We start from the raw sequence: 22054 nt of genomic DNA, 5'->3' as shown, positions 1-22054 counted from the left end.
TCGCAAATGCTTACCAATTGCCTAAAAAGCCCGCATTTCCGCGTGATTTGTCTTTGACAGACCCCCGCAAAAAGGCTCATCCTACGCGCTTTCGGTGAAGCGATTCACCGAAACAAGTTGAACAAAGATGCGCTCTAGAAAACCTGAGGGGGTTCTCACAATGAACAAGAATGATCTGATCACTGCCGTCGCCGAAACCAGCGGACTATCAAAGAATGATGCTGCGGGCGCTGTCGAAGGCGTTTTTGAAGCTATCACGAAGTCCCTTTCTAACGGCGATGAAGTACGGCTGGTCGGATTCGGAACCTTCTCCGTAGCGCGGCGCAAAGCGTCGACCGGGCGTAACCCGCGCACGGGTGAGCCGATGACGATCAAGGCGTCTAATCAGCCGAAATTCAAGGCTGGCAAGGGCCTGAAGGATGCAGTCAACTAAGGCATTACTGCCGCAAAGATCGTCGGTGTAGGGTGGAACGCTGACAACAAAAAGAACCCCGCCGCGCTGAGCGCCCGGCGGGGTTCTTATTTGTCAGTTACGTCGCACGGCCGGTCAGTTCCCGCCCACGGCAATCAGTGCTGTCGGAGCAGAGGTGCTGCGCTGTGACACTTCCCAGGTGAGCGTCTGACCGGATGCGGTTGTGCTGGCTCCTTCATCGGTGTTGTTCGCGCGAATATCCAGGTTGCCCTGGGTGACGATCGTGAACGTACCCTCCAGCTGCGGCATGTCGGCGAGCGCCTGCTCGCCTTCTTTGCCTTCGCCCAGCGCGGCCATGCCGGCAAGGCTGGCCAGACCTCCCATTCCCCCCATCATCGCGCTCATCGGGTTGTCACCACTCTGTGCTGCAAAGCCCGGTGCATTAATCCGCACGACGTTGTCTTGGCGAATGATCATATGGACGAAAGGGTTGGTCATCGGCACATCTTCGATCACCGGGAACATGAAGTCGTGTGTGAGCCTGCCGCTTACGCGATAGCTGATATCGAAAACGCCATTGCCCTTGTCCTCGACCCGGTCCCAACCTTCATGGCGGAGCAACAATTGCCGTAGTTCTGCGGTCGCTTCCGGATCCGTCGGGTCGATCCCGCCTGTTACAGCGGCCATTTGTGCTGCCTGTTCCTTTGCTTTGGCTTCCCGTGCTTCTGCACCTTCGTCCCATTCGATGCGTTGTTCTGCCAATTCGGCTTCGGTGCACTCGCGTGTCTCGAATGTCTCGTCGTCATAACAGTCGGAAGGCTCGAAGTCCTTGGCGCCAGCGCCCATTTGCGCAAGGCTGGAAAGGCCGAGGAAAAAGATTTCACCCTCGTAGGTGAAGCTAAAGCTTTCATCTTCGGTCAGCACCAGCTCGGAAGTAAATTTGCCCGGCGTAATGAAGCAGCCGGTCAAGAGCAGCGACAGCGCGGCAAGCAAACCTGCAGCGTATTTGCGCATCGATGTATCCTTGGTCATGTCCCCTGTTCTCCCCCTATTAGATTACGATCTGGTTGCCACCGCATATAATGAGATCGCAGCGGCGTTGGAAACATTCAGGCTCTCGATAGACGATGAGATGGGAAGCCGCGCCAAGGCATCGCAGTGCTGCGCGATATTATGACGCATACCTTCGCCTTCGGCGCCTAGCACGATGGCTACCGGTCCGGATGGGAGTGCTACGGCCAGGGTCTCCTCGGCCTCGCCCGCCATACCGATCCGCCAATATCCCGCGTCCGCCAGCTCCTCCAGGGAACGAGCGAGATTGACGACGCGGACCCAGGGGACGGTTTCGAGCGCGCCCGATGCCGACTTCGCGAGAACTCCACCTTCGGGCGGTGCGTGCCGGTCCTGCGTGACGATACAGGCTGCGCCAAATGCAGCGGCCGAGCGCAAGATTGCGCCGACATTGTGCGGATCTGTCACCTGATCAAGGACGACCACAGGGCGCGTCGGGTCGGCATTGGCTACATCATCCAGGAACACGCCGTCGAGCGGCTCGCATTCGAGCACAAGCCCCTGATGCGGCGCATCTTTGGCAACGAGCCGCGCGAGGTCGGCAACCTCGGCATATTCCACCGGAAAGTCAGGCGGCAGTTCGCCATCGAGCGTTTCGATGGCATCGCGGGTCGCCCAGAGTTTGCGGTGCTGTCGGTCAGGATTTTTAAGCGCGGCTTCAACTGGGTGACGGCCCCATAGCCGCACATAACCAGACGCTGCGCGGCCCGATCCACGCCCGCCTTTCATCCGCCCTGCGCGGCCTCTCAATGCGCGTTTTCGGTCACCCTTGGCCATGCTTTCTCCAATATGCGTGTTCTTTCGATTGCCCCCTGCCAGCCGCCCCATTGACAGGCAAGCGTCGCTTCGCCAAAGGGGCGCCTCTCGGCAGCGCAATGACCCGAATGGGCAGGGCGCGATTCCCGGCAAAGCAGCGATTTATTCCTGCAAGGCATGGCGTGGACAGGTGGCCGAGTGGTTAAAGGCAGCAGACTGTAAATCTGCCCGCGCAAGCGTACGCTGGTTCGAATCCAGCCCTGTCCACCACCGCCCTTTCTCACAACATCCCCGAAAAGCCCTAGAAATCGCAGAAAACCAAGGGTATTATGCGTTCAAATGGCCGTCCCTGTTCGCTGCTGTTTGCCTGCAATCGGCAGTGAGTGTGGGGAAGGTGTGGGGAAGGAAGTAGGCTTCCCCACACTGCGGCTCTCTCAATTGGCCTCCAGAAATGTGGGGAACGAGAATGGGCAAACTTACGGCGGTGGCGGTCAAGGCCGCTTTAGCGAATCCGGGTACCTATCAGGACGGCGACGGACTTTTCCTGAAAGTTGGAAAAACTGGTGCGGCTTCTTGGCTCCTGCGACTCCAGCGCGATGGCAAACGACAAGACATTGGTCTGGGTAGCGCAAAGCTGGTGACGCTGGCCGAGGCGCGCGCGAAAGCCGCCGAACTCCGCAAGGCGGTTAAGGTCGAGAAACGCGACGTGCTGACCGAGCGGAAGGACGAGGAAGCCGCCAAGGTCACATTCCGTGAAGCTGCCACCCAATATCATTCAGAGAACGAGGCAGGCTGGAAAAGCGATGTCTACGGTCGCCAGTGGCTCGCCAGTCTGGAGAATTACGCCTTCCCGAAGCTTGGCGACATGACGACTGGCGGAATCACCGCTGCGGATATCATCTCGGTCCTCACGCCGATCTGGCAGGAAATTCCCGAAACAGCCCGCCAAGTTCGCAACCGGATTTGCGCTGTGCTTGATTACTCCCACGCGAAGGGATGGCGCTCTACGGAGGCTCCCTCGGGCAACAGCAGCCTGAAAGCGGGGCGAGGGCTGCCGCGACAGATCAAGAAACCGTCAAACCGCAAGGCGATGCCATACGTCGCCGTCCCATCATTCCTTACCGCGCTGCGTCGCAAGCCCTCCTATTCGCGCCTCGCGTTGGACCTCCTCATTCTGACTGGCGTTCGCTCGCAGGAAGTACGGCTCGCGAAATGGGACGAATTCGATCTGAACCAGCGCCTTTGGACAATCCCAGCCGAACACATGAAGCGCAGCAGGGCGCACATCGTGCCGCTATCAGAAGCGGCAATGGCGGTTCTTGTGAAGGCGGAGGCAATGCAGATGAAGGGAGCCGAAGTCGTCTTTCCGGGCATGACCGGCAAGACGATGTCCAACATGACATTGCTTAAGGTTATGCGCGATATGCAGGAGCCTTTCCACGTCCACGGTTTCCGCTCTAGCTTTACCGATTGGGCCGCGAACGAAGGATTCCCTAATGCGGTTGTCGAAGCGGCACTGGCGCACAAGACACCGGATGCGGTGCAGGCTGCATATCGCCGCACCACCTATCTTGGCACGCCAGAGAATCCCGGTGCGCGGGTGCAACTGATGGAAGCGTGGGGGCGCTATTGCAATGGGAAGGCTTCCTAGGTGTGCTAAAGCACCTCGAAAGCAAGGACCGCGCAGCCGCTGAGCTAAGCTGCTAAACTTAGAACCAAGCTCGCAAGCCGACCAGCACCTTGATGCCATCCGGGTCTTCACCAGCGGCACGGGCAATGTCTGCGGTTTCTCCAAGAGCGGCCTCGTATTCGATGCCTACATAGGGCGCGAATTCGCGTTTAACTTCATAGCGTAGCCGTACTCCAGGTTCGATTTTGGTGATCCCTGGACCGATCCCACGTTCGGGAATATCCTGTGCCGCCAGTTCGACCTCAATACGTGGTTGAATAATCAATTGCTGGGTGATCCGCTGGTCGTATTCTCCTTCGATCCGCGCGGTCAGGTCGCCCCGATCGGAGAGGAACAGAGCCGCGTCCACTTCAAACATATAGGGCGCAAGACCCTGAATGCCGACCACCAGATGCCCGCGCGTATCGGGTTCTGGATCAAAGCGAACACCGGCCTGTAGATCGAAGAAGGGACCGATTGCGCGGCTGTAGAGGGCCTGTATCTCGGCGTCTTCAAGCTCGCCGCCAAATTCGGCTTCACCCTCGGTTTTGAGCACGAAGCGGTTGATGTCGCCGCCGTAGAAAGCCTGCGCATCCCACAAATAGCCATCTTCACCGCCAGCTGTCGGAATGCGCGCTTCAAGCCGCTCGACCATCATTATCCCGGTGCGCATGCCCCCGTTCTCGCGAGCAAGCTGGGTGCGGCTCGGTGCCATGGCATCCTCCCCCCAGATCGCATCAGCAGCGTGCCGGGGACCATCGAAAGCGCGAGGGGGAACGGCGCTTTCCGGTGCAGCCCCCGGTGCAGACTTATCGACCGGCGAACCGTGCTGTGAGTGGTCCATGGTAGAGTGGTCCATCGCTTCGTGCGATGCGTCATCATCAGTTGAACCATGAGCGGAATGATCCATGGTGCCATGGTCCGAATTATCTTCTTTCGGCGGACACTGTTCAGGCGGGAGGTGCCCCATAGCGCAGTGATCCATCTGCGGCTCATCATCGCGTCCGTGCGCTGAATGGTCCTGCGCGGCGGCAGGGGCGGCGATCAAACTCGCGCTGGCAAGCAGGAGAACGCGCATCATTTCCCAAAAAACTCTGGCGTGCCATCGGGGAACGGACGAACGGTCACGACCTGCATCATGCCCGCGTGCATGTGGTAGAGCAGGTGGCAGTGGAAGGCCCAGTCGCCCGGCTCGTTCGCGGTGAGATCAAATGTCGCAGTGCCGCCCGGTTGCACGACCATCGTGTGCTTCAAGGGCTGGTGCATGTGATCCGCCCCATTAACCATCTCGAAGAAATGACCGTGCAGGTGGATCGGATGCGCCATCATGGTCTGGTTAACCAGCTTCACGCGCACCCGCTCATCATAGCCAAAGCGGATCGGATCGTCGGTCACGGCTGTGAACTTCTTTCCGTCGAAGCTCCACATATAGCGTTCCATGTTGCCGGTGAGATGGATCTCCATCTCGCGCTCGACCTCGCGGTGCGGGTTCATGCGCTTCGCCTTGAGGTCGGTGTAACGCAGGACGCGGTGATCGACCTTGTCGAGACCGAGGCCGGGGAAGTCCATGCGGTCGGTGGGCATGGGAGCCACCATGTCGATACCGGGTCCGATTTCGACATCGTCGGGCAGCAGCGAGGTGTCTCGCATATCGTGATCCATGCCGCCCATATCGTGCCCCATCGCGGAGTGGTCCATCATGCCCATGTCGGTCATTGTCAGAGTGGGAATCTCGCGAAGCGCAGGCGGCGCTGCGATATGGCCCCTGTGGCTGGTGAGGTTGGCAACACCCATGCCGCTGCGATCCATTGCCTCTGCCACGATGGCGTGACTGCCATCCGAAGGGGCGACGATTACATCATAGGTTTCAGCAACACCGATCTGGAACTCGTCCACCTCGACCTCGTCCACGTCCTGCCCATCGGCCTGAATGACTGTCATCGGCACGCCGGGGATGCGGACATTGAAGAACGACATGGCGCTGCCGTTGATGACGCGCAGCCGGACCCGCTCGCCGTGCCGGAACTCCAATTGCAAGTGATCGTTAGGGCCGTGGCCGTTGATGAGATAGGTGTAGGTCGTTCCGGTCACGTCGGAGATGTCACGGGGATTCATCCGCATCTGGCCCCACATTCGACGCATCTCGCCTGTCATCTCGCCTTCGCTGGCCGTTTGCATCTGGCGCTGGAAGTAGTGCTCACCGACCTTCAGAAGCCGCATGATCTGGTGCGGGTGAATCGGGGTGAACTCCGACAGCAGCACAACGTAATCACGGTCGTAGCGCGGGTCGGGTTCGGCGCTTTCAATGATGATCGGGCCATAGTGGCCAGCCTGCTCCTGAAGGCCAGAGTGAGAATGCCACCAATAGGTGCCGGTCTGGCGCACCGGAAACTCATAGGTGAATGTCTCGCCGGGCTTGATGCCGGGGAAGTTCACACCGGGCACACCGTCGAACTGGAATGGCAGTAGCAGGCCGTGCCAGTGGATCGAGCTGTCTTCATCGAGATGGTTGGTTACGTGCAGGCGGATGTCCTGCCCTTCACGCAAGCGGATAAGCGGACCGGGCACTGTGCCATTCACCGCGAAGGCATGGCCCGAACGGCCACCCGTCAAGAAATGCGCGTCACCTATGGAGAGACTGATGTCTTCACCGGAGAGCTCGCCAAAACCTTTTTGCGCGTGGGCCAGCGAGCTACCTCGCGCCCATGCGGGCATCGGTAAGGATGCTGCGGCCGCAAGCGCAGCGGTGCTTGAAATGAAAGTGCGGCGGGTAGGATCAAAGGTCATTTTGGCTTCGGGGTTGCTGCAAACTTGCTGGTGGGATACTATACCCCCCTATGGTATGTAAACAGACAAAGACGAGATGAGCAGCACCGACAAGATCAAGCGACTGAATCGTATTGCCGGACAGGTGCGTGGCGTCGCACAGATGATCGAGGATGACCGCTACTGCATGGACATCCTGCACCAGATCGCAGCGATCAAGTCGGCCTTGGCGAAGGTCGAGAGCCAGGTGCTCAAGGACCACGCCGCGTGCTGTGTCGCGGAGGCCATCGCAAGCGGTGATGAAGCCGAACAGCGACAAAAATTTGAAGAACTCGTCGAGCTTCTCGAACGCACCCGCAAGTAGGAACCGCTCCCATGAAACAGCCAAAGACTGCAACGCTTTACCGGATGGTGATGCCCGACCATGTGTGTCCCTATGGCATCAAGTCGAGATGGCTCCTCGAAAGACGGGGCTATCAGGTAGACGATCACTACCTCACCACCCGTGAGGAAACCGACGCTTTCAAGGAGAAGCATGGCGTCAAGACCACGCCGCAGGCATGGGTCGGTGATGAACGCATCGGAGGCTACACCGACCTTGCAGCGCATTTCGGGAACCCTGTCGAGAAGGAGGGCACAAGCTATCAGCCGGTCGCTGCGCTCTTCGGCATGATGGCACTGATGGCATTGGGTGCGGCATGGGTCGCCACCGGGCAACCGCTGTCGATCCTAACCGCCGAGTGGTTTGTGAGCTTTTCGATGTGCGGCCTTGCCTACCTCAAGCTGCGCGATGTCGAGAGCTTTTCGACCATGTTCCTGAATTACGACCTGCTGGCGAAGCGCTGGGTGCCCTACGGCTACATCTACCCGTTCGCCGAGGGGCTGGCAGGTGTCTTGATGACGGCGCATATCCTAAACGTAATCTCGATCCCCGTCGCGCTCTTCATCGGTACGATTGGCGCGGTCAGCGTCTTCAAGGCGGTCTATCTCGACAAGCGAGAACTCAAATGCGCCTGCGTCGGAGGCGACAGTAACGTACCGCTTGGGTTTGTCTCGCTCACCGAGAACCTCTTCATGATCGGTATGGCGTTCTGGATGCTGGTGAAGCCGGTAGCCGGATGAGACCGTGTGCCGATAGCTACGTTAGCGGTTCCTAAGCCAGAAACGAGCGAGGCTTTGACAAAGAGCTGAAGGTCAAGGTGATAGTTCGATAGAGCAACTTACGGGCCTTTGAACTTCAGTTGCTTCGCTATTGCAGCGCTCCAAAGCTTCCCGGTTTGCACTCAAAATGGTCTGCGCCTCTGCCAGTTCTTCCCATGCTTCCGGGTTCTGCGACTGGATCATCCGAATGCCCGCTTCCACAATAGTCGGTTCACCAATGGCTTTGCGGGCCATCCATTCTGGCCAATGCCAAGATTCGGGCATGGCGCGGGCGATGGTGCCAGGGAGGATCGACCATAGCAGGATACCGGCAGCGAACCCCGCGCCTGCAAAGCGCCAGGTCTGGCGCTTTTGCTCGTCCTCGGTGAGGACACGCCCGACAATTGCAGCGAGGCGACCGGTTGCATTGTCCAGGTCTTTGCGGCCCTGTCGGAAAAGGTCGCTGCTATCGCGCAGCATGTTGAGCGAGGCGCGTTTGATCTGAACTGCAATGTCTTCCGGGGTCAACTCGATGGCGGGCTTGTTGCCGATTGCGGTCAGCGTCTTGGAGACCTGTGCCAGCTGATCGGCCATCTGGCCGAGCGTTGCCGTGTAGTCCGGGATGACGATGTCGGCTCGCTCCCTGGCCATGTTCTGGACCGTGTGGCGCACCATCGCCATTTCGCCTTCGAGACGGGCGAAGGCTTCCGTTGCCGGATCGGATTCTGCCACCGGCTCCGGTTCTGGGTCGGGGGCGGGTGGCTCCTCAGCTTCCAGGTCCAGTTGCACTTCTTCGATATGGTCGTCTTCCATGTCGTTTCTCCTAAATGCCCATGTCGAAAGCACGGGTGCGCTCGCGAGTTAGGGTTGCGGTGAGTTCGTTGGCGATGCTGCGTTCGGGCTTCGGATCGATGCCGAGTTCACGCGTCTTTCCGCGTAGCAGGCCTTCCACCTGCGGATCGCGTCCAAGCCCCTTCGCCAGTTCGGTCAGCTTTGCCGACACACGGGCAGCGCCTGTACGGTCGCCTTGCTGCTCAAGCTGCCTGCGTGCCGTGCTCAGCCCCTGCCAGTCGCTGACGAAACGCTCGGATCGCAGCGCCGGATCGGTGCGCACAGCGGCCTCTTGGCTCATGACGCGCATGGCCTCCTGGCTGCGCCCGCCAACGGCCTCTGCAATCAACTCAGGACGCCGATCCAGCGCCTTGGCGAGATCGGCAACGGCATAGGGCCGGATCGCTTCGAGTGCCTTTCCTGCCTTCTCCAGCGCGTCGTTCTGGTGCGGGAGCACGGGCAAGCCCTGGGCCTGCATCGTGCCGATATCGCCAAGCGCCCGGGCGTAGCGTTCGACCGCGCGACGCTGGTCGTCTTGCATGTTCGCCAATGCCGGAATCGGCTCAAGCTGCCGCGCCTGCGGACGGAAGTTTCCGAAGATGGACTTGGCGCGTTTCGGCACCTGCCGAACGATCTCGAAGACCCTCTCACCGAAGGTGATGCCGCGCAGTTCGGCGAAGGCCTGCTCGGGCTTGTAATCGCCTGCCATGTCCTTCCCGCGCTCGCGGCTCAGCGTGCGGACAAGTTTCGACTGATCGGCGAAGTCGTCGCGGCCATAATGTAGCGCCAGCCCTTCACGGTGGCGCGACATGGCGACATAAGCGGAATGGCTGTTCATGCCCGGTGTGGCGAGCACATGGGCGCGGTCCACCGTCATCCCCTGCGCCTTGTGGATCGTGGCCGCGTAACCATGATCGATGTGGGAATAATCCTTGGTGTCGAAGACAACCTCGCGGCCATCGTAGGTTCGCACCGCCATGCGCTGCGCGCTTGCTTTCGCGACCGTTGCTAGCGTCCCGTTCTTCACGCCAAGCCCCCGCTCGTTGCGCAGGAAGATGATGCGGTCGCTCGATGCAAATTGTCGCTCGCCGCGTGCCGTCTTGATCGTAGCATCGGAACCTAGCGCGCCAGCCTCGCGCATTCTCCCGCGTGCCATCTGGTTCAACTCGCGGACCTCGTCATTGGTATGGGTAAGGATGATCCGGCTGTCGCCGGGGCAGTTCTGGCTTTCCTGATCCCACCGCTCGATCAGCGTCGTTCGTGCATCCTCGCGCGTGTCGGCGGCATGGACCATGCCGCGCTCTTCATAACTACGGATCGCTTCGCCGGTTCGGCCCGTGGCGAGCTGCCGGGTCGCATCCTGCTGCCAAGCGGAAAGCTGGCGGCGGACCTCGCTGATCTCAACGCCGCCGTGCCGCTCATGGATCGCACGGAAGGCAGCGCCTGCTTCGATGGCCTGAAGCTGCTGCTGATCACCGACCAGGACAGCCTTCGCACCGGCGTTGGCGGCATGGGACAGCACGCGCTCCATCTGGCGTGTGCCGACCATGCCCGCTTCATCAATGATGAGTACGTCGCGCGAAGTGAGCTGCTCGCACCCCTTGCCCCATTGATGCTCAAGACTGGCTATGGTGCGCGATGCGATGCCGGAGCCATTCTCCAGACCCTCGGCGGCAATGCCGGACAGGGCCGCGCCGCGCACATTGTGGCCCGCACTTTCCCATGCCTCGCGCGCCACGCCCAGCATGGCGCTTTTGCCGGTCCCGGCATAGCCAACGACAACCGCAAGACCCTTGCTGTTGGTGACGTGCTCGAAGGCCGACTTCTGCTCGCCGGAAAGGACCAGACCGCGCTTCGCAGCGCTGGCGTATGCGGCACTTCGCTGGACATCATTGACGCTGTGCTTGGCCCGCTGCGCCATCGCGTCGGCGGCACGATGCAGCCGCTGTTCGGTCTCGATCATCGCCCGCGATGTGAACCGATCCTGCCCGCGACCGTCCTTCCCCAGTGCGATCAAATCGGTGGAGCCGCGCACCGCATTGTAGGCGGCATCGAACTGCTCGTTGCCTTCGCTATGCCGGTGAACAAATGCAGCAAGGTCGCGCTTGGTGAACGTCGCCTGCTGGTGCGTGATCGCATCCAAGGCCAGCGAGGGATTGGCGATTATGCGCGCGCCATTGCGCTGGGCGATTGCGCGGTGTTCTTCGATCCGCTCGGCCTCCAGTCCGCGCCCGCCTATGCGCGAGGCGGCGGGACCGATCTTGTCTTGCGGTTCCAGCGCAATGCCCTGCGCTTCCAGGCTGCGGTGATCGATCCGCGCGTCGATGTCGCGTTCGGCCAAGGCGCGATTGACACGATCGGCCCAACGCTCGCGCCATTGCTCGATCAGCGCGGTCTTGTTCCAGTCGCGGACCTTTGCGCCAAAGCCGTCCTTGGTAACCTCGCGCATCGTGAGCATGACATGTGCGTGCGGCTTGGCCTTGCCGTCCTCGCCAATATCCCAATGCAAATTGAGATCGGCGATCATCCCCTTCTCGATGAACTCCGCCTTCACGAACTCGCGCGCAAGCTTGATGTTGTCTTTCTTCGTCAGCTCGCGCGGCAGAGCGAACTCCACTTCACGGGCAAGCTGGGCATCCTTGCGCTTTTCGGCGGCCTCAACTGCATTCCACAGCGTGGCCCGGTCGGCGAAGGCTTCGGGCGCGCCTTTGGGCAGCATCACTTCGGAATGAAGGACGCCTGCCTTGTTGGTGAAATCATGGGTTCTGTCGATCCGCTCATCGTGCAGTCGCTCGCCAGAACGATAGGCTGCGGCCGCCACGGCACTGCGTCCGCTAGACCTTCCGATGACCTTTGCGCTGAAGTGAAAGATTGCCATGACGGCAATCCAGTTACACCGCAAACGCCACGTCGGCACGACGTATAAGCGCGCCCTCTCATGATAAAATCCTGATCGGGACTAGGCCGTATCACACTGTCCCGGCTACCTTACTGCATTGAGAAAGCTCACCGATTATCATGGCTCCATGACACCAACGATGGAGACAACACATGCGCAAACCCCGCGATTTTGATTCGGAACTGAAGGCCCTGGCCGACAAGGCAAAGCAGTTGAAGGAACGCCGCGTGCGCGACCTAGGCGCGCTGGTCACGGCAACCGGAGCCGACGCGCTCGATGCCGATGTCCTGGCTGGCGTGCTGCTCGACGCGGTTGCCAACACTGACAAGGCCACGGGGGAGGGCTGGCGCAAGCGCGGCGCGGCGTTCTTTCAGGGCAAGTCACGCGACACTGCGAACGGACCTCGCCAGCAGCAGGAAGGCACTCTCGCGCTCGATGGCGGCGCAGCATCGGCTTGAGGCGGCAAAGGCACGAACCGACATGCGCGAATGGCAGGTCAAACGACGCGAGCGGACCCGGCAACTGATCGAGCTGGGCGGCCTGGTCGCGAAGGCCGATCTGGTCGAGCTAACCGATGATGATCGCGCCGCGCTCTACGGCGCGTTCCTCACGGTCGCAGCCAAGTTGCGCGGGCCGGATGGGGCGCAGGCGCTGGTGCTCTTTCGGCGCAAGGGAAAGCGGGCGTTTGAGGCGGAGCAATCAGGCTGATCGGCAGAGGAGAGCGGCTCCAATCTCTGCAAATTGGAGTCGATTGCTTGCGTCAGCTTTGCGCCCCAATCCAAGACGTAGGTTGCCGGATTCCTCGCTCCTGAAAGCAGACGCTATCTTGCCAATGGAATCTAGCTGCGCTGAGGTCGACAAGTCTAGATTTTGAGACGTTGTTGCCCATCTTTGTAGAATGGCTGCGCAGCATCAACATTATGTTCCAAAGCTCCTTCTTCGCGGCTTCCTCAGCTGTGACCCCAAGCGCGCTGCGAAAGAGCAAGTTCACGTTCTCGATCTCGAAGCAGAGAGATCCTTTCCAACGGCCATCGACAACATCATGGGCGAGCGTCGCTTCAACGAATTTTGGGTCGATGATGATGTGCTTGCGACCATTGAGCCATGGACAAGTCGCATTGAGTCGCATCTTGCCCCCATCATCGAACGGATCAGGGTGGAAAAGACGCTGGAACGCACACCAGAGGAGGTCGCAAACCTCGCGTTTCTAGTGGCCTTCCAGTTCGTAAGAACCAAGGGCATGCGTTTGATGCCAGAGCGGCTAGATGATCAACTGCGTCGGCATGTGAAAAGGATGGGCTTCGACCTAGCGAAGGTTGATGGCTTGATGAACCTCGACGAGGAAGGGCTCAAAAAAGAGCACATCCGCCATCAGGTGCAGAATCTCGAAAAGTATGCCGAGATCATGGCCGAAAAGGAATTCTTTCTAATGACGCCGCCGGATGGGCGTTCATTCTATATAGGCGATCATCCCGTGGTACTGCACAATGACGAGCCAAGGACTGTGCATACTGGCCACTTGGGCATTGGGGCCGCCTATATCCAGATCTACTTGCCGCTCGGGTCAGACGTGATGCTCTGCGCCTATGACAAAGCAGTGCTCGGCAAGATGATGAAGGCGTCTGACGAAATCCGCGACAAGGAGGTAGCGGGATACGCGCTGTCCAAGCTAATGGCCGGAGAGATTTCCCGCGAGCAGATGAAGCAAGCTGTTGATGCTGCTCGCGACCTCGATCCGGTGGCGGCTCTGATAAGGGCCATTAGAACTGGCCAACCGATTGCGGTCGGTCCCGAACAGGTCGAGTGTTACAATTCACTGCAAGCATTCTTTGCACATAGGTTCGTGATCGATCCTGATGATAGCTTTACCGTTGCACGTGACATGATTGGCGAGAGAAATTCGGTTGCACAGGAGGAACAAGCGGCTGAACGGGAAAATCTCGCTGCGAAGTACTTTCCTGAAGCTGACCTTTCAAAGATGGGCAAACCGACTACGGAGAGGCGTGGGCACTAGCCCAACAAGCGGCCTTCTAACCATTTGTCGCTTGCTGTCTTCAATCAAACTGCAGCAGACCTTCCGCTATCGGCCCAGCGGAATGCATTGAGCCTTAGAGAATGTCTGCAATGTTTGAGAAGTTGGTAACCGTCACTTTATCAGACATCGATTTCAGCGAATACTCCATCGGCACTGGATAGCGGAACATCAGATGGCTCTCGAGCTCTGTCGCGACCGACAGCGAGATATATCTTTCCAAAGCTCCCCTATCCTCAATCAGGATATCCATCCGATCTAGGTGGCGCTTGAGATAATCGGGTTTGCCCTTGCTGTTGAGCTCGCCGCGATAATCAGCAAGCTGCTCTGCCATCTCTCCAAGGGTCTTTCGAAATTGCACGTCTTTGCATTCAATGATCAGGATCCGCCCTGTTTCTTCGTGCCATGCCAAGACATCTACATCGCCAAAGTCTCGTTCGGTGGCTCGGCCTAGGACTTTTGTAATCTTCACCTCGGTTTCAGCCCGCCAGCCGCTAGCTCGGCACGATTCCGCTACCTTCTCTGCGAATCTAGTTCCCCGTCTGCCTTCTGCCTTGTGCTTCCAAGATCGCATCTTTGGCTTCAGCTGATCTTCTGGAAATGTTCCATCAAGCAGGTTCGCCATTGCATACCACACCGCCTCCTGAATCATGCCCGGTGCGAAAAGTAGCAGGGGGTCCTGTGCATCATCGAGTTGCACGATTGGGCGCCGTAGAAAAGAGAGCTCCCTCCTGAATTGCCACATTCTAAGGTCGCGTTGCTGAAATCCAGCAGGAAGCTCGTCAAACGACGTTCGGCGCGGCAATGTAAGGGCATTGAGCATGTTCTCGATCGCCCCCTCACGCACTTCTATCTTATCGCTTTCAACCTGGCCTAGTTCACTTCTCCTCATTTGAAGCACTGCCTTGCCGCGCTCTATTCCAATCTCTTCGAAATGGCTGATCAGAAGGCAAGTTTCGTCAAATGTTGCGCCATATTGCTCTTCCCAGGCTTCCAAGAAGGCGGGTTCTGGCTCTTTCTCTGTGTCATCGTCGTCATCAAATTCGGTCACAAACTCCGCGTATCGATCAATGTCGTGCTGCGTCCGTACTCGCACAGTATCGAGTGAGTGGGGCTCGAAAATCTCATCGACAAAGTCAAAGTTCGCATGAACGTCACCGAGCGGAGTGATGCGCAACTCTGGGTTCATTACGCCCCAGCGAATAGCATCTGAAAATCCTCCAAGGTGGTAGAGCTCTCCTGCCCGAGCCATCAGGCGCGATAACTCCACTTCACCGGCCCTTTCGCCTTCACCAAGGGGCGACGTGCAAGACGCCATTTCTACTAGCATACGCGTGGATTGAAAAACGGCGTTAAGGCGAAATTGGTGTTCCGCAATCCACTGCATTGCCGCGGCCTTATCTTCTCTGATTGCGATGACGGCTCTCGCAGTTCGGCGCCACCTTTCGCGGTCGACGACTGAAATTTCATAGTTTCGCACCAAGAAATGGATCAGATCAGCGCGTTCAAACCGTGCAAGATCACGCAGCAGCTCGCGCTTTAAGTCTTCAACCAATGCATTGAGGAATGAAGTACATTCCTGCTTGCCCTTGATCTTGTTGCCCGCTTTGCGCTCCCGAACTCGCCAACCCAACCCTAGCTTTAGATCAGCGTCATCATAGTCATCGATGTAGGTCACGTGGCCGTGAAGGTCGCCGCGTAAATGATCACGAACTCCCTTGGCTTTGAAAGCATGGCCGTGTCGGACCTCAGGGCTCTTTACGATCGCTTGAACAAGGATATTGGCGTCTGCAGCCTTTGACTTGCCCAGTTCGAGTACGCCTTGAACTAAAGCCGAAACCAAAGCTGTTTCTGCTACATTCTCGACGTTCTGAAAGGCTCGCTCGAACTTCGCTTCGCACCGTGTTCGCACCGTGCAATTGGCGTGGTCGACCTCGACCGAGATAGTCGCCAAAGCCTCGACAGCAGAAATCGGTCCTTCGCTCTCATATAGATCAGTGGGACGTTGATCGAATGCGGCTTCCCAGTAAATTGGTCCGGCAGGCAAACTGCCGATTGCATCAAGTACCGGAGCCGCCCGTGCTAGCCACATAGATATCATTCTGAAACGCTCGTAACGAATGAAGCCAGGCACCTCATCAGGGGCTATTGCCGCAGCCCACCATGGTCTCTTGGGAGCAATGAAGCACGATAGAATTGGATCGTTAGAGCCATCATCTTGGGCGTAAAGTGGGGCTTCTTCATCCTCTTTCAGCTTGGAAATCGCGTTCTTTCGAATTCTGATCCATCGGTCGTCAATGAATGGCGCTACAATCGGATCATGGACCGTCCGAACTTCGTGTCGCAGCGCTCGTTGACTATTTTGGTCGATCAGAATGAATGCTGGTCCGCCGTCTGCAAATTCGTCGGGCATTTGTCCATGCGGAATGAGGTGGCTGTCCAGACTTCGGCTCCAGGCCACGAGATTGATGAGCCCATTTATGTTTTGGAGCGAGGCACCTAGTCCGGTCGCCTTCTTCTTTGAGTTCAATATCCGCCAGAGCGTCAATGGTTTGAAGTCGGGGAGCCAGCTCAGCGTGAAAAAGTCGTAGGCCGACAGAAATGCATACTCCCATCCGTCCCGATCTAGCTCTGGCATCCCCGCCGCCAATGGCCTTCCTATCCCGCAAGATACAAAGACCTGAAGACAACCTTTGAAATCTGGGTCTTCCGGGACAGTCGACCAAGAGAAGTCTATCCATTCCTCGATATGATCGCTGAATGTTACTGCAGCAGGATTGAGCCCAACCAGGCCGGTTTCCTCGATCGCCTCCAAGGAATCAGCCACAAAAACAAAGTTCACATAGCGGCCTATGTCCACTTGAATGGTCGCACCGGTTACGATGTGCCCATCGATCTTATGAAATTTAAGATTAGGATCTCGTCTGTCGCCCAATAGAGGCGTGCGGGCAAAGAGCTTGGCGTACTCGCGCCCCAGTCCAGCCGCGAAATGTTCGCGCATGCCCGAGGCGAGCATGCGATCAATAATGAAGAGACGAATTGCAGCACTTACGGCGCTTGGCAGTATGAGATAGACATGGCTGGCGTCGCGAACCAAAGGGTGCTTCTCCAGAAGACTTGAGCCCAAGCTTTGGTCGACTAGCTCATCGCGCTTTCTCACTTCGAAAATGAAAGGCGAAAGCGCTAAGGGGTTAATTCCAGCTTCTTCCAATTCGCCAAATGAAAAGCGTACCCAACCTCTGTAGCGGGCCAGCTTAGAAACCTGGCTGGCATTCAACGTTTCGCTCGGCAACTCTTCACCAAGGCAATTACGATCAACACCGGCTCGCTCAGCAGCCATGTCAGAAAGTTTGAGTAGCGCAAACACACATTCTCGAAGCTCATCATATGAGCTGTTTCGAGGCATGTCAGAAATGGTATTGAGGAATAGCTGCAGATAAAAAGTGTTGCCCTCCCAGACGCCTTCCAGAATTCGGAAGTTACCCTGTTCAGTCCGAACAGAAGAGGCGAACAGGTCCTCGGCAGGGTCTTCCAAACGCGCACAGAACGACTCTTCCATTGCGGCGAACAGCTTTGCAGCGAGCTTCGGGTTAAGTTTCTGCCTGCCGTTTGCTTGATGAAGCACAATATGGACTAGTGCTTCCAACCTTATGCAGTTGCTTTGGAGACTAGGGTCGAGCAGCATCCCTGCAAAAACTGAAGCCGCTTTGAGAGGATCGAGGCTTGAGATCCTTGCGAAGGGCGCTTGGTCTTCATCAAAGAAACTTCGAATTGGAGTTTCGTTGAACATCCCTGGAAACATACCCGCGAGATCAGCAAGCATTTCGATCCTATTTGGATCGGGTTCACTTACTTGTTTCTCAGCCATAGTCTGCGATTCCTATGTAATTCTTGAAAGATGCCGCATGATAAGTTCTTTAGATCCGATACAACAAATCGGCGTGATATGCCGCGATATCCTTTTTGAGTTTCCAGAAACTCGCGGTCAGTGCGTTGGTGTTTCTGCGCTGCTTTCTCAAAGACTTTCTTCTGTCGAATGCGAGAACTACGTGGCCCTTGGATCGCTGAAATGCAGGGGCAAATTAGCCTTCAAATACTCTCGTCCGATCAGCTCAGAACCGGGCGTTGCGCAGTGGGACGGTCACGCCTGGGTAATCACAGCCAATGATACCCTGATTGACCTGTCGTTATTGAGAACCGCAGGGGCATTGCCCAAGCACTCTAACCTTAGAAGATATCTCGACGAAGAAGGCTTGCTCGGCAAAGGGGTCGCATTGATGCATAAGCAGGCAACCCATCATCTAGCCTATTCTGAGAAGGAGCGCCTAGGCCATGCACTTTTTGCGCCTATCATCGCTGGGTTATATGTGAAAAATGGGCTTCAGCCGCCGCATTCAAGTTGATCACCTTAGACAGATCTGACTCGATTCTAGGCTTCTCCAGCAAACCAGCTAAGCTCCACACCGTCTCGTTTCTAACTCTTCAGGACCCGATCATTTTTCTCATCAAGCAGGAATAAACGGAATGTGGGTTGGGACAGTGAGGACGCGCTGAAACTCACCGAAGCCACCGAAATCTAAAACGGGCCGGCACCTCGACTGCTTTCGCTGCCCTCCTCTCCAAAAGCTGACAGTCCGCTTCCGGCCCATAGGTGGACGTTCGCCATTATCGGATCCAATGACTGCTATTGAGCGCAAAAGCAGGCTTCTATTTGCTTTGCACGGCTATAACCTAAGTTGTCGCGAAGGACTCTAATTATCTTCCGGATTTCCGGCTGACTTCAACGGTGACAAATAGGTTTCGACAGCAAGAGCTCCAATTTCCAATCCCATTGCGGATCCGACCTCTGTAGAAGTTCGATAATGAACGCCATCATAAATGCGCGCATCTGAAACCTCTTGGATGAAGTCGTCCACACTCGTCCAGCTCCTTCGGGCGCCACCATCCGTGTAGCTTACAGTCCACAATTCCGGTGTTGCATTCTCCCCGATTTCGGCCTTCAAAATAGCGCCGACGGTTCCCGCCACCACGCAATGGGCGCATGGATATTCAGGATGCATCGGAGTGGGAATGAAAGGTACCCACGCAGGATCTGTCAGGGTGCCTTCATTGCCATCGATATCAGCGTTGCGGATTGCAGTTATGGGCCGCCAAAACCCGTAGTGATATTTCGCCTCGAACACCGCTATCATGGCATCATCCGTTGCCCTCGTCACGGCTGCAAACAGGCGCGCGTTTTGTGTGACGTCGCGTCCCGGCATATTGGCGACGGAATGCACAACACCATGATAGATTGGCGGTAAAGTCGCCTCCCAGAACTTCGCCATTCTTGTCTGTTCTTCGGAACGATCCTCACTATTCCTGCTGCCCATTCTCTTGACTGCGTTAAAGTCGCGCACCCAGACATCACTTGCTAATTTTGGCGGAGGTCCCGGACGGAATCTGGTCGGGTCAGAAAACATCCAGGGCTTACGGTTTGCCCAACTCGGCACAGCCGGTATCGTCGTTGGAACATAGTTGCCGGCCGTTGTGTAAGGCCTGTATGTTTCCGGATACTGGCTGCCGTCATTCTTACGCGCGGCCCAGACGGTGTTTGCTGCTTGTTGACCGATTGCAATGCCTTGGGCCTTCTCATCACCGTCCTCGATCTTCGCCAAAGCCTCCGCATATACTTCCTCAAGCTCGCGGCTCCTGTCAGGCATCAGATACAATAGCGAAACCCGGACAGCTGATGCGATCGCGGCGTCTATTGATGAATTGTCAGCTGCTTTCAGAGGAAGGGAGGCCGGATACTTTTTTGTGATGGCATTGACAGCTTCATAAACTGACGTGTGCACGATCGCTAAAGCCCGGTTAGAATGTGCTGTTCGTAATTTTGCATCAACAACAATTTCTCGCGCCTTTATATTCCATTCCATCACACTATCGGCGCGGGCATCAACGCTCGCACCTAGCGCGAAAAAGACCCCCGAGACCAAAAGAATTTTATGTTTTTGCAGATTGCGCATGATCGCTCCTGTGTGGCTCTTGCCCACTCCAGAGGCGGTGGGATTAAGCGCTGTCGGTCGTCGGCTCATTCTATGATGCGCTCTAGTCCTGAAGTAGGACCCTGTGGTACAGATAGTGTACTCGCAATATTTCAAACCTTGAACAATTGTCACAGGCAGATCGCGGTATCGCTAAATGGACCGAAGGACAGCAAACATGATTAAGGCGCCTGGCTACGGTCAATACTGCCCTCTCTCGATGGCCGCAGAAATATTATGCACGCGTTGGACAATGCTTGTGATGAGAGAATTGGTTTTCGGCTACACGTCCTTCAATGACATCAGCAGAGGAGTGCCCCGGATGTCACGTTCTCTTTTGTCCAGCAGGCTTAAAGAGCTGGCAAATTCTGGCATTGTCAAAAAGACGAAATCGCCAACTCACAACCACACCAAATACACACTTACACCGGCTGGCGATGCGCTCAGCAAGGTTGTTTTCAGTATGGCGGATTGGGCACAAGAATGGCTCCGGATAGAACCCGCGCTGGAGGATTTTGACAGTGATCATTTGATGTGGAACATCCGCCACAAAGCAAAACCGCATCCTGAACTTCCCAATCCGTTCATTGTCCATTTTTTTCTGCATGACCAGACAAAAAAACGCCAGGACAGCTGGCTGATATTTGAGGGAGATCAGGTTGACCTATGCATCATAGACCGCGACTTTGACGTCGATATGCAGATCAGCGTAACCGCCAAAACTCTGGCTAGGATCTATCTGGGAAGATCTGAACTTGACGATGCGATTGCAACGGGAGAACTGGAAGTCCTCGGTGACGAAAAGTATGCCAAACTTCTTCCCGAGTTGCTGGGCCGGAGCCGATTGGCCAATATACTCATACAACCTGAAGAGCGTCGTGCTTCTGTTCCCGGAACGTGACAGGATTTCCAATTTCCGCTCTGGGGATAAAGGTTTAGTTCCCATTTCTTATATCAGCGACTGCTTTCCACTCGGTTGTGGCCATCTATCGCTGGCGGCATGGGGGCCGGTAATGGTCGCTCCGCTCACAGAGGCAACAGGGTGTAGAGCGGTCCTTTAGCTGCCGAGACCTCGCTTCGCGTCGGAGATGGGGTGGTCATAAGACGCTGGGGCGGTGTCATCAAAGGTGGCTATTCTAAGCGGAGAATGAGCTCTGTAGGAGCAGGCTTTCGATCCGAAATACCCCCCACCATGTTCGTGAGCTTGGTTGGGTAGTCGGCTCCCATCAAAAGATGCAACCCGACTGCTGGTAAACCATGGGTCCCACTGCGTCTTTTCTGCTCGGCGAAAAACTCCAGTGCCTGCGTCGTCCTGTCGCGACTTGAAATTTCCTCGAAACCCGCGTGCGCCGACGCTTCTCGATAGGTTTGCAGGTCTGCAAGAAATGAATTTTCCGCGACGCTTGCCCAAGGAACGGGGAATGAAACCGGCTCAGATCCAACTTTCATGATGTCGTAAATCGCGAACAGGCCGTCAGAGCGCAGCACGCGCGCAACCTCTGCCATTAGGGCGGGTTTGTCAGGGACGTTCATGCCAACATGCAGCATCAACGCAGCGTCGAAGCTATCATCATCGAATGGTAGCTCAAGCGCACTGGCAATCTGGAATTCGGTCATCCCACCCATATCGACTAACTCGCTCAACGCTGTCGCCGTAAGAGTGTATTCTGATGTGAGATCAATGCCAGTAACATGTGCTCCAGCCCGTTCCGCAACAAAACGGGCGGTGCCACCAATACCTGAACCAATATCAAGAACCTTCATCGCAGGTTTTAGTTCGAGTTGATCGATCAGTGCAGCCGTTGCAGAAATCCCCCCAATGTGGAACTCGTCCACTGGCTTCAAGTCCTGTGATGTCGCAGATGCGGACGAGACTCCGGTTTCGGCGAGCGCTTCAATGATCCGTTGAAGCAGTCCTTCTTCGGCATAATGTTCAGATAAGTCAGCTTCGAATGCCATATGAATTACTCCAGGACGAACGCGCTGGTTACACAGGCTTAGCGGCGATCGGAATTTATCAGTGATCAGACCCGTTAGCTGATGTCCGCAATATCGTGTCGAAAGCGGCCGTCTAGCTTCATTCTAGCATTCTTTTTGGGCGGACCTTCGAGTAACGCGACTGCGGGAACCAGCTCACAATTGTGCGCATCAAATGGTGTGAGCCAGTAGCCTTCAAGCCGTGTTGTGAAATGGCATCTCTCACATCGACATCTCCCATCCATACTTCTGCGATCTCCGCAATCTTCGCATGGAGATAGAAATCCACGTCTTTGCCGGGATCATCTGTGCACAGGTCCACTTCGCCCGCTCCGGCGATGACCCACCAACGTCCGTGGTTTTCAACATCACTTAGCGTCACGCTGATCACTGTCTCGCCATCCGGCAACTCGTCAGTCCGAAGCGAGCGGTGGAAATCCCACATGAAACTCCCGGCATCGAGGTCTTCGTCACA

General features: G+C 56.8%; 19 protein-coding genes and 1 tRNA gene. 10 read left to right on the top strand and 10 right to left on the bottom strand.

The annotated features are described in order from the left end of the window. The first annotated feature begins 160 nt into the window (after nt 1–160). Nucleotides 161–433: an HU family DNA-binding protein gene (locus tag KCG45_RS00100; protein WP_218315137.1), complete on the top strand. Its 273-nt coding sequence runs from the start codon at nt 161–163 to the stop codon at nt 431–433. Between the two features lie 114 nt (nt 434–547). Here the strand turns inward: KCG45_RS00100 and KCG45_RS00095 are convergent, their stop codons facing one another. Together KCG45_RS00095 and rlmB are read right to left on the bottom strand one after the other, a co-directional pair. Further along, nucleotides 548–1444, bottom strand: a complete 897-nt coding sequence (locus KCG45_RS00095; RefSeq protein WP_218315136.1) for a hypothetical protein — start codon at nt 1442–1444, stop codon at nt 548–550. A 24-nt stretch (nt 1445–1468) separates the two neighbouring features. Continuing rightward, complete coding sequence (gene rlmB, locus KCG45_RS00090) at nt 1469–2260, bottom strand: 23S rRNA (guanosine(2251)-2'-O)-methyltransferase RlmB (RefSeq protein ID WP_218315135.1); 792 nt, start codon at nt 2258–2260, stop codon at nt 1469–1471. Between the two features lie 163 nt (nt 2261–2423). On the opposite strand from rlmB, the gene KCG45_RS00085 reads away from it, so the two are divergent. Continuing rightward, nucleotides 2424–2509: transfer RNA gene (locus tag KCG45_RS00085), tRNA-Tyr, on the top strand. Between the two features lie 196 nt (nt 2510–2705). Beyond that, nucleotides 2706–3890 carry a tyrosine-type recombinase/integrase gene (locus KCG45_RS00080; RefSeq protein WP_218315134.1) on the top strand — a complete coding sequence of 395 codons (1185 nt, stop codon included), beginning with the start codon at nt 2706–2708 and terminating at the stop codon, nt 3888–3890. Nucleotides 3891–3948: 58 nt separating this feature from the next. Here the strand turns inward: KCG45_RS00080 and KCG45_RS00075 are convergent, their stop codons facing one another. Both KCG45_RS00075 and KCG45_RS00070 read right to left on the bottom strand, forming a co-directional pair. Beyond that, nucleotides 3949–4989 carry a copper resistance protein B gene (locus KCG45_RS00075; protein WP_218315133.1) on the bottom strand — a complete coding sequence of 347 codons (1041 nt, stop codon included), beginning with the start codon at nt 4987–4989 and terminating at the stop codon, nt 3949–3951. Beyond that, nucleotides 4986–6695: a copper resistance system multicopper oxidase gene (locus KCG45_RS00070; protein ID WP_218315132.1), complete on the bottom strand. Its 1710-nt coding sequence runs from the start codon at nt 6693–6695 to the stop codon at nt 4986–4988. The genes KCG45_RS00075 and KCG45_RS00070 overlap by 4 nt, the downstream gene beginning before the upstream one ends. A gap of 76 nt (nt 6696–6771) precedes the next feature. Between KCG45_RS00070 and KCG45_RS00065 the strand changes: the two genes are divergently transcribed. Continuing rightward, nucleotides 6772–7038 (top strand): metal-sensitive transcriptional regulator, encoded by a 267-nt coding sequence (locus KCG45_RS00065; RefSeq protein WP_218315131.1) that lies wholly within the window; start codon nt 6772–6774, stop codon nt 7036–7038. 11 nt (nt 7039–7049) lie between these two features. Continuing rightward, complete coding sequence (locus KCG45_RS00060; RefSeq protein WP_218315130.1) at nt 7050–7796, top strand: glutaredoxin family protein; 747 nt, start codon at nt 7050–7052, stop codon at nt 7794–7796. Nucleotides 7797–7868: 72 nt separating this feature from the next. Here KCG45_RS00060 and KCG45_RS00055 read toward each other — a convergent pair whose 3' ends face one another. Next, nucleotides 7869–8627: a DUF6118 family protein gene (locus KCG45_RS00055; RefSeq protein ID WP_218315129.1), complete on the bottom strand. Its 759-nt coding sequence runs from the start codon at nt 8625–8627 to the stop codon at nt 7869–7871. Between the two features lie 10 nt (nt 8628–8637). Continuing rightward, a complete protein-coding gene (traA, locus tag KCG45_RS00050) occupies nt 8638–11523 on the bottom strand; it encodes a Ti-type conjugative transfer relaxase TraA (protein WP_218315128.1) in 2886 nt (961 codons plus the stop codon). Nucleotides 11524–11696: 173 nt separating this feature from the next. Between traA and KCG45_RS00045 the strand changes: the two genes are divergently transcribed. The 3 genes from KCG45_RS00045 (at nt 11697) to KCG45_RS00035 (ending at nt 13558) form a co-directional block, all read left to right on the top strand. Further along, nucleotides 11697–12002: a conjugal transfer protein TraD gene (locus KCG45_RS00045; protein ID WP_218315127.1), complete on the top strand. Its 306-nt coding sequence runs from the start codon at nt 11697–11699 to the stop codon at nt 12000–12002. Then, a complete protein-coding gene (locus KCG45_RS00040; protein ID WP_255547870.1) occupies nt 11980–12252 on the top strand; it encodes a conjugal transfer protein TraD in 273 nt (90 codons plus the stop codon). Before KCG45_RS00045 ends, KCG45_RS00040 begins: the two co-directional genes overlap by 23 nt. Nucleotides 12253–12442: 190 nt before the next feature. Further along, a complete protein-coding gene (locus tag KCG45_RS00035) occupies nt 12443–13558 on the top strand; it encodes a DUF4238 domain-containing protein (protein ID WP_218315126.1) in 1116 nt (371 codons plus the stop codon). 94 nt (nt 13559–13652) lie between these two features. Here KCG45_RS00035 and KCG45_RS00030 read toward each other — a convergent pair whose 3' ends face one another. Beyond that, on the bottom strand, nt 13653–17444 hold the full coding sequence (locus KCG45_RS00030) for an anti-phage protein Upx-like protein (protein ID WP_218315125.1): 3792 nt from the start codon (nt 17442–17444) through the stop codon (nt 13653–13655). A 37-nt stretch (nt 17445–17481) separates the two neighbouring features. On the opposite strand from KCG45_RS00030, the gene KCG45_RS00025 reads away from it, so the two are divergent. Beyond that, nucleotides 17482–17979 carry a hypothetical protein gene (locus tag KCG45_RS00025; RefSeq protein WP_218315124.1) on the top strand — a complete coding sequence of 166 codons (498 nt, stop codon included), beginning with the start codon at nt 17482–17484 and terminating at the stop codon, nt 17977–17979. Nucleotides 17980–18327: 348 nt separating this feature from the next. Here KCG45_RS00025 and KCG45_RS00020 read toward each other — a convergent pair whose 3' ends face one another. Next, nucleotides 18328–19584: a vanadium-dependent haloperoxidase gene (locus tag KCG45_RS00020; RefSeq protein ID WP_218315123.1), complete on the bottom strand. Its 1257-nt coding sequence runs from the start codon at nt 19582–19584 to the stop codon at nt 18328–18330. A gap of 175 nt (nt 19585–19759) precedes the next feature. On the opposite strand from KCG45_RS00020, the gene KCG45_RS00015 reads away from it, so the two are divergent. Continuing rightward, nucleotides 19760–20503, top strand: coding sequence for a winged helix-turn-helix transcriptional regulator (locus tag KCG45_RS00015; protein ID WP_369410702.1), 744 nt, complete (start codon nt 19760–19762; stop codon nt 20501–20503). A gap of 230 nt (nt 20504–20733) precedes the next feature. On the opposite strand, the gene KCG45_RS00010 is transcribed toward KCG45_RS00015, so the two are convergent. Next, on the bottom strand, nt 20734–21561 hold the full coding sequence (locus KCG45_RS00010) for a class I SAM-dependent methyltransferase (protein ID WP_218315121.1): 828 nt from the start codon (nt 21559–21561) through the stop codon (nt 20734–20736). 118 nt (nt 21562–21679) lie between these two features. Further along, the coding region (locus KCG45_RS00005) for a hypothetical protein (protein WP_218315120.1) at nt 21680–22054 on the bottom strand (375 nt) is incomplete at its 5' end.

Origin of the sequence: Erythrobacter ani, from assembly GCF_019204025.1 — a bacterium.
GTDB classification, from domain to species: domain Bacteria; phylum Pseudomonadota; class Alphaproteobacteria; order Sphingomonadales; family Sphingomonadaceae; genus Erythrobacter; species Erythrobacter ani.
Note: the sequence above shows the minus strand (reverse complement) of the source record. Positions and strands in the feature narration are given on the sequence as shown.

What these genes read in the sequence shown, in the direction of transcription:
- KCG45_RS00100 (WP_218315137.1), top strand. Translation starts at nt 161, where the DNA reads ATGAACAAGAATGATCTGATCACTGCCGTCGCCGAAACCAGCGGACTA.
- KCG45_RS00095 (WP_218315136.1), bottom strand. Translation starts at nt 1,444, where the DNA reads ATGACCAAGGATACATCGATGCGCAAATACGCTGCAGGTTTGCTTGCC.
- rlmB (WP_218315135.1), bottom strand. Translation starts at nt 2,260, where the DNA reads ATGGCCAAGGGTGACCGAAAACGCGCATTGAGAGGCCGCGCAGGGCGG.
- KCG45_RS00080 (WP_218315134.1), top strand. Translation starts at nt 2,706, where the DNA reads ATGGGCAAACTTACGGCGGTGGCGGTCAAGGCCGCTTTAGCGAATCCG.
- KCG45_RS00075 (WP_218315133.1), bottom strand. Translation starts at nt 4,989, where the DNA reads ATGATGCGCGTTCTCCTGCTTGCCAGCGCGAGTTTGATCGCCGCCCCT.
- KCG45_RS00070 (WP_218315132.1), bottom strand. Translation starts at nt 6,695, where the DNA reads ATGACCTTTGATCCTACCCGCCGCACTTTCATTTCAAGCACCGCTGCG.
- KCG45_RS00065 (WP_218315131.1), top strand. Translation starts at nt 6,772, where the DNA reads ATGAGCAGCACCGACAAGATCAAGCGACTGAATCGTATTGCCGGACAG.
- KCG45_RS00060 (WP_218315130.1), top strand. Translation starts at nt 7,050, where the DNA reads ATGAAACAGCCAAAGACTGCAACGCTTTACCGGATGGTGATGCCCGAC.
- KCG45_RS00055 (WP_218315129.1), bottom strand. Translation starts at nt 8,627, where the DNA reads ATGGAAGACGACCATATCGAAGAAGTGCAACTGGACCTGGAAGCTGAG.
- traA (WP_218315128.1), bottom strand. Translation starts at nt 11,523, where the DNA reads ATGGCAATCTTTCACTTCAGCGCAAAGGTCATCGGAAGGTCTAGCGGA.
- KCG45_RS00045 (WP_218315127.1), top strand. Translation starts at nt 11,697, where the DNA reads ATGCGCAAACCCCGCGATTTTGATTCGGAACTGAAGGCCCTGGCCGAC.
- KCG45_RS00040 (WP_255547870.1), top strand. Translation starts at nt 11,980, where the DNA reads ATGGCGGCGCAGCATCGGCTTGAGGCGGCAAAGGCACGAACCGACATG.
- KCG45_RS00035 (WP_218315126.1), top strand. Translation starts at nt 12,443, where the DNA reads ATGGCTGCGCAGCATCAACATTATGTTCCAAAGCTCCTTCTTCGCGGC.
- KCG45_RS00030 (WP_218315125.1), bottom strand. Translation starts at nt 17,444, where the DNA reads ATGGCTGAGAAACAAGTAAGTGAACCCGATCCAAATAGGATCGAAATG.
- KCG45_RS00025 (WP_218315124.1), top strand. Translation starts at nt 17,482, where the DNA reads ATGATAAGTTCTTTAGATCCGATACAACAAATCGGCGTGATATGCCGC.
- KCG45_RS00020 (WP_218315123.1), bottom strand. Translation starts at nt 19,584, where the DNA reads ATGCGCAATCTGCAAAAACATAAAATTCTTTTGGTCTCGGGGGTCTTT.
- KCG45_RS00015 (WP_369410702.1), top strand. Translation starts at nt 19,760, where the DNA reads ATGGACCGAAGGACAGCAAACATGATTAAGGCGCCTGGCTACGGTCAA.
- KCG45_RS00010 (WP_218315121.1), bottom strand. Translation starts at nt 21,561, where the DNA reads ATGGCATTCGAAGCTGACTTATCTGAACATTATGCCGAAGAAGGACTG.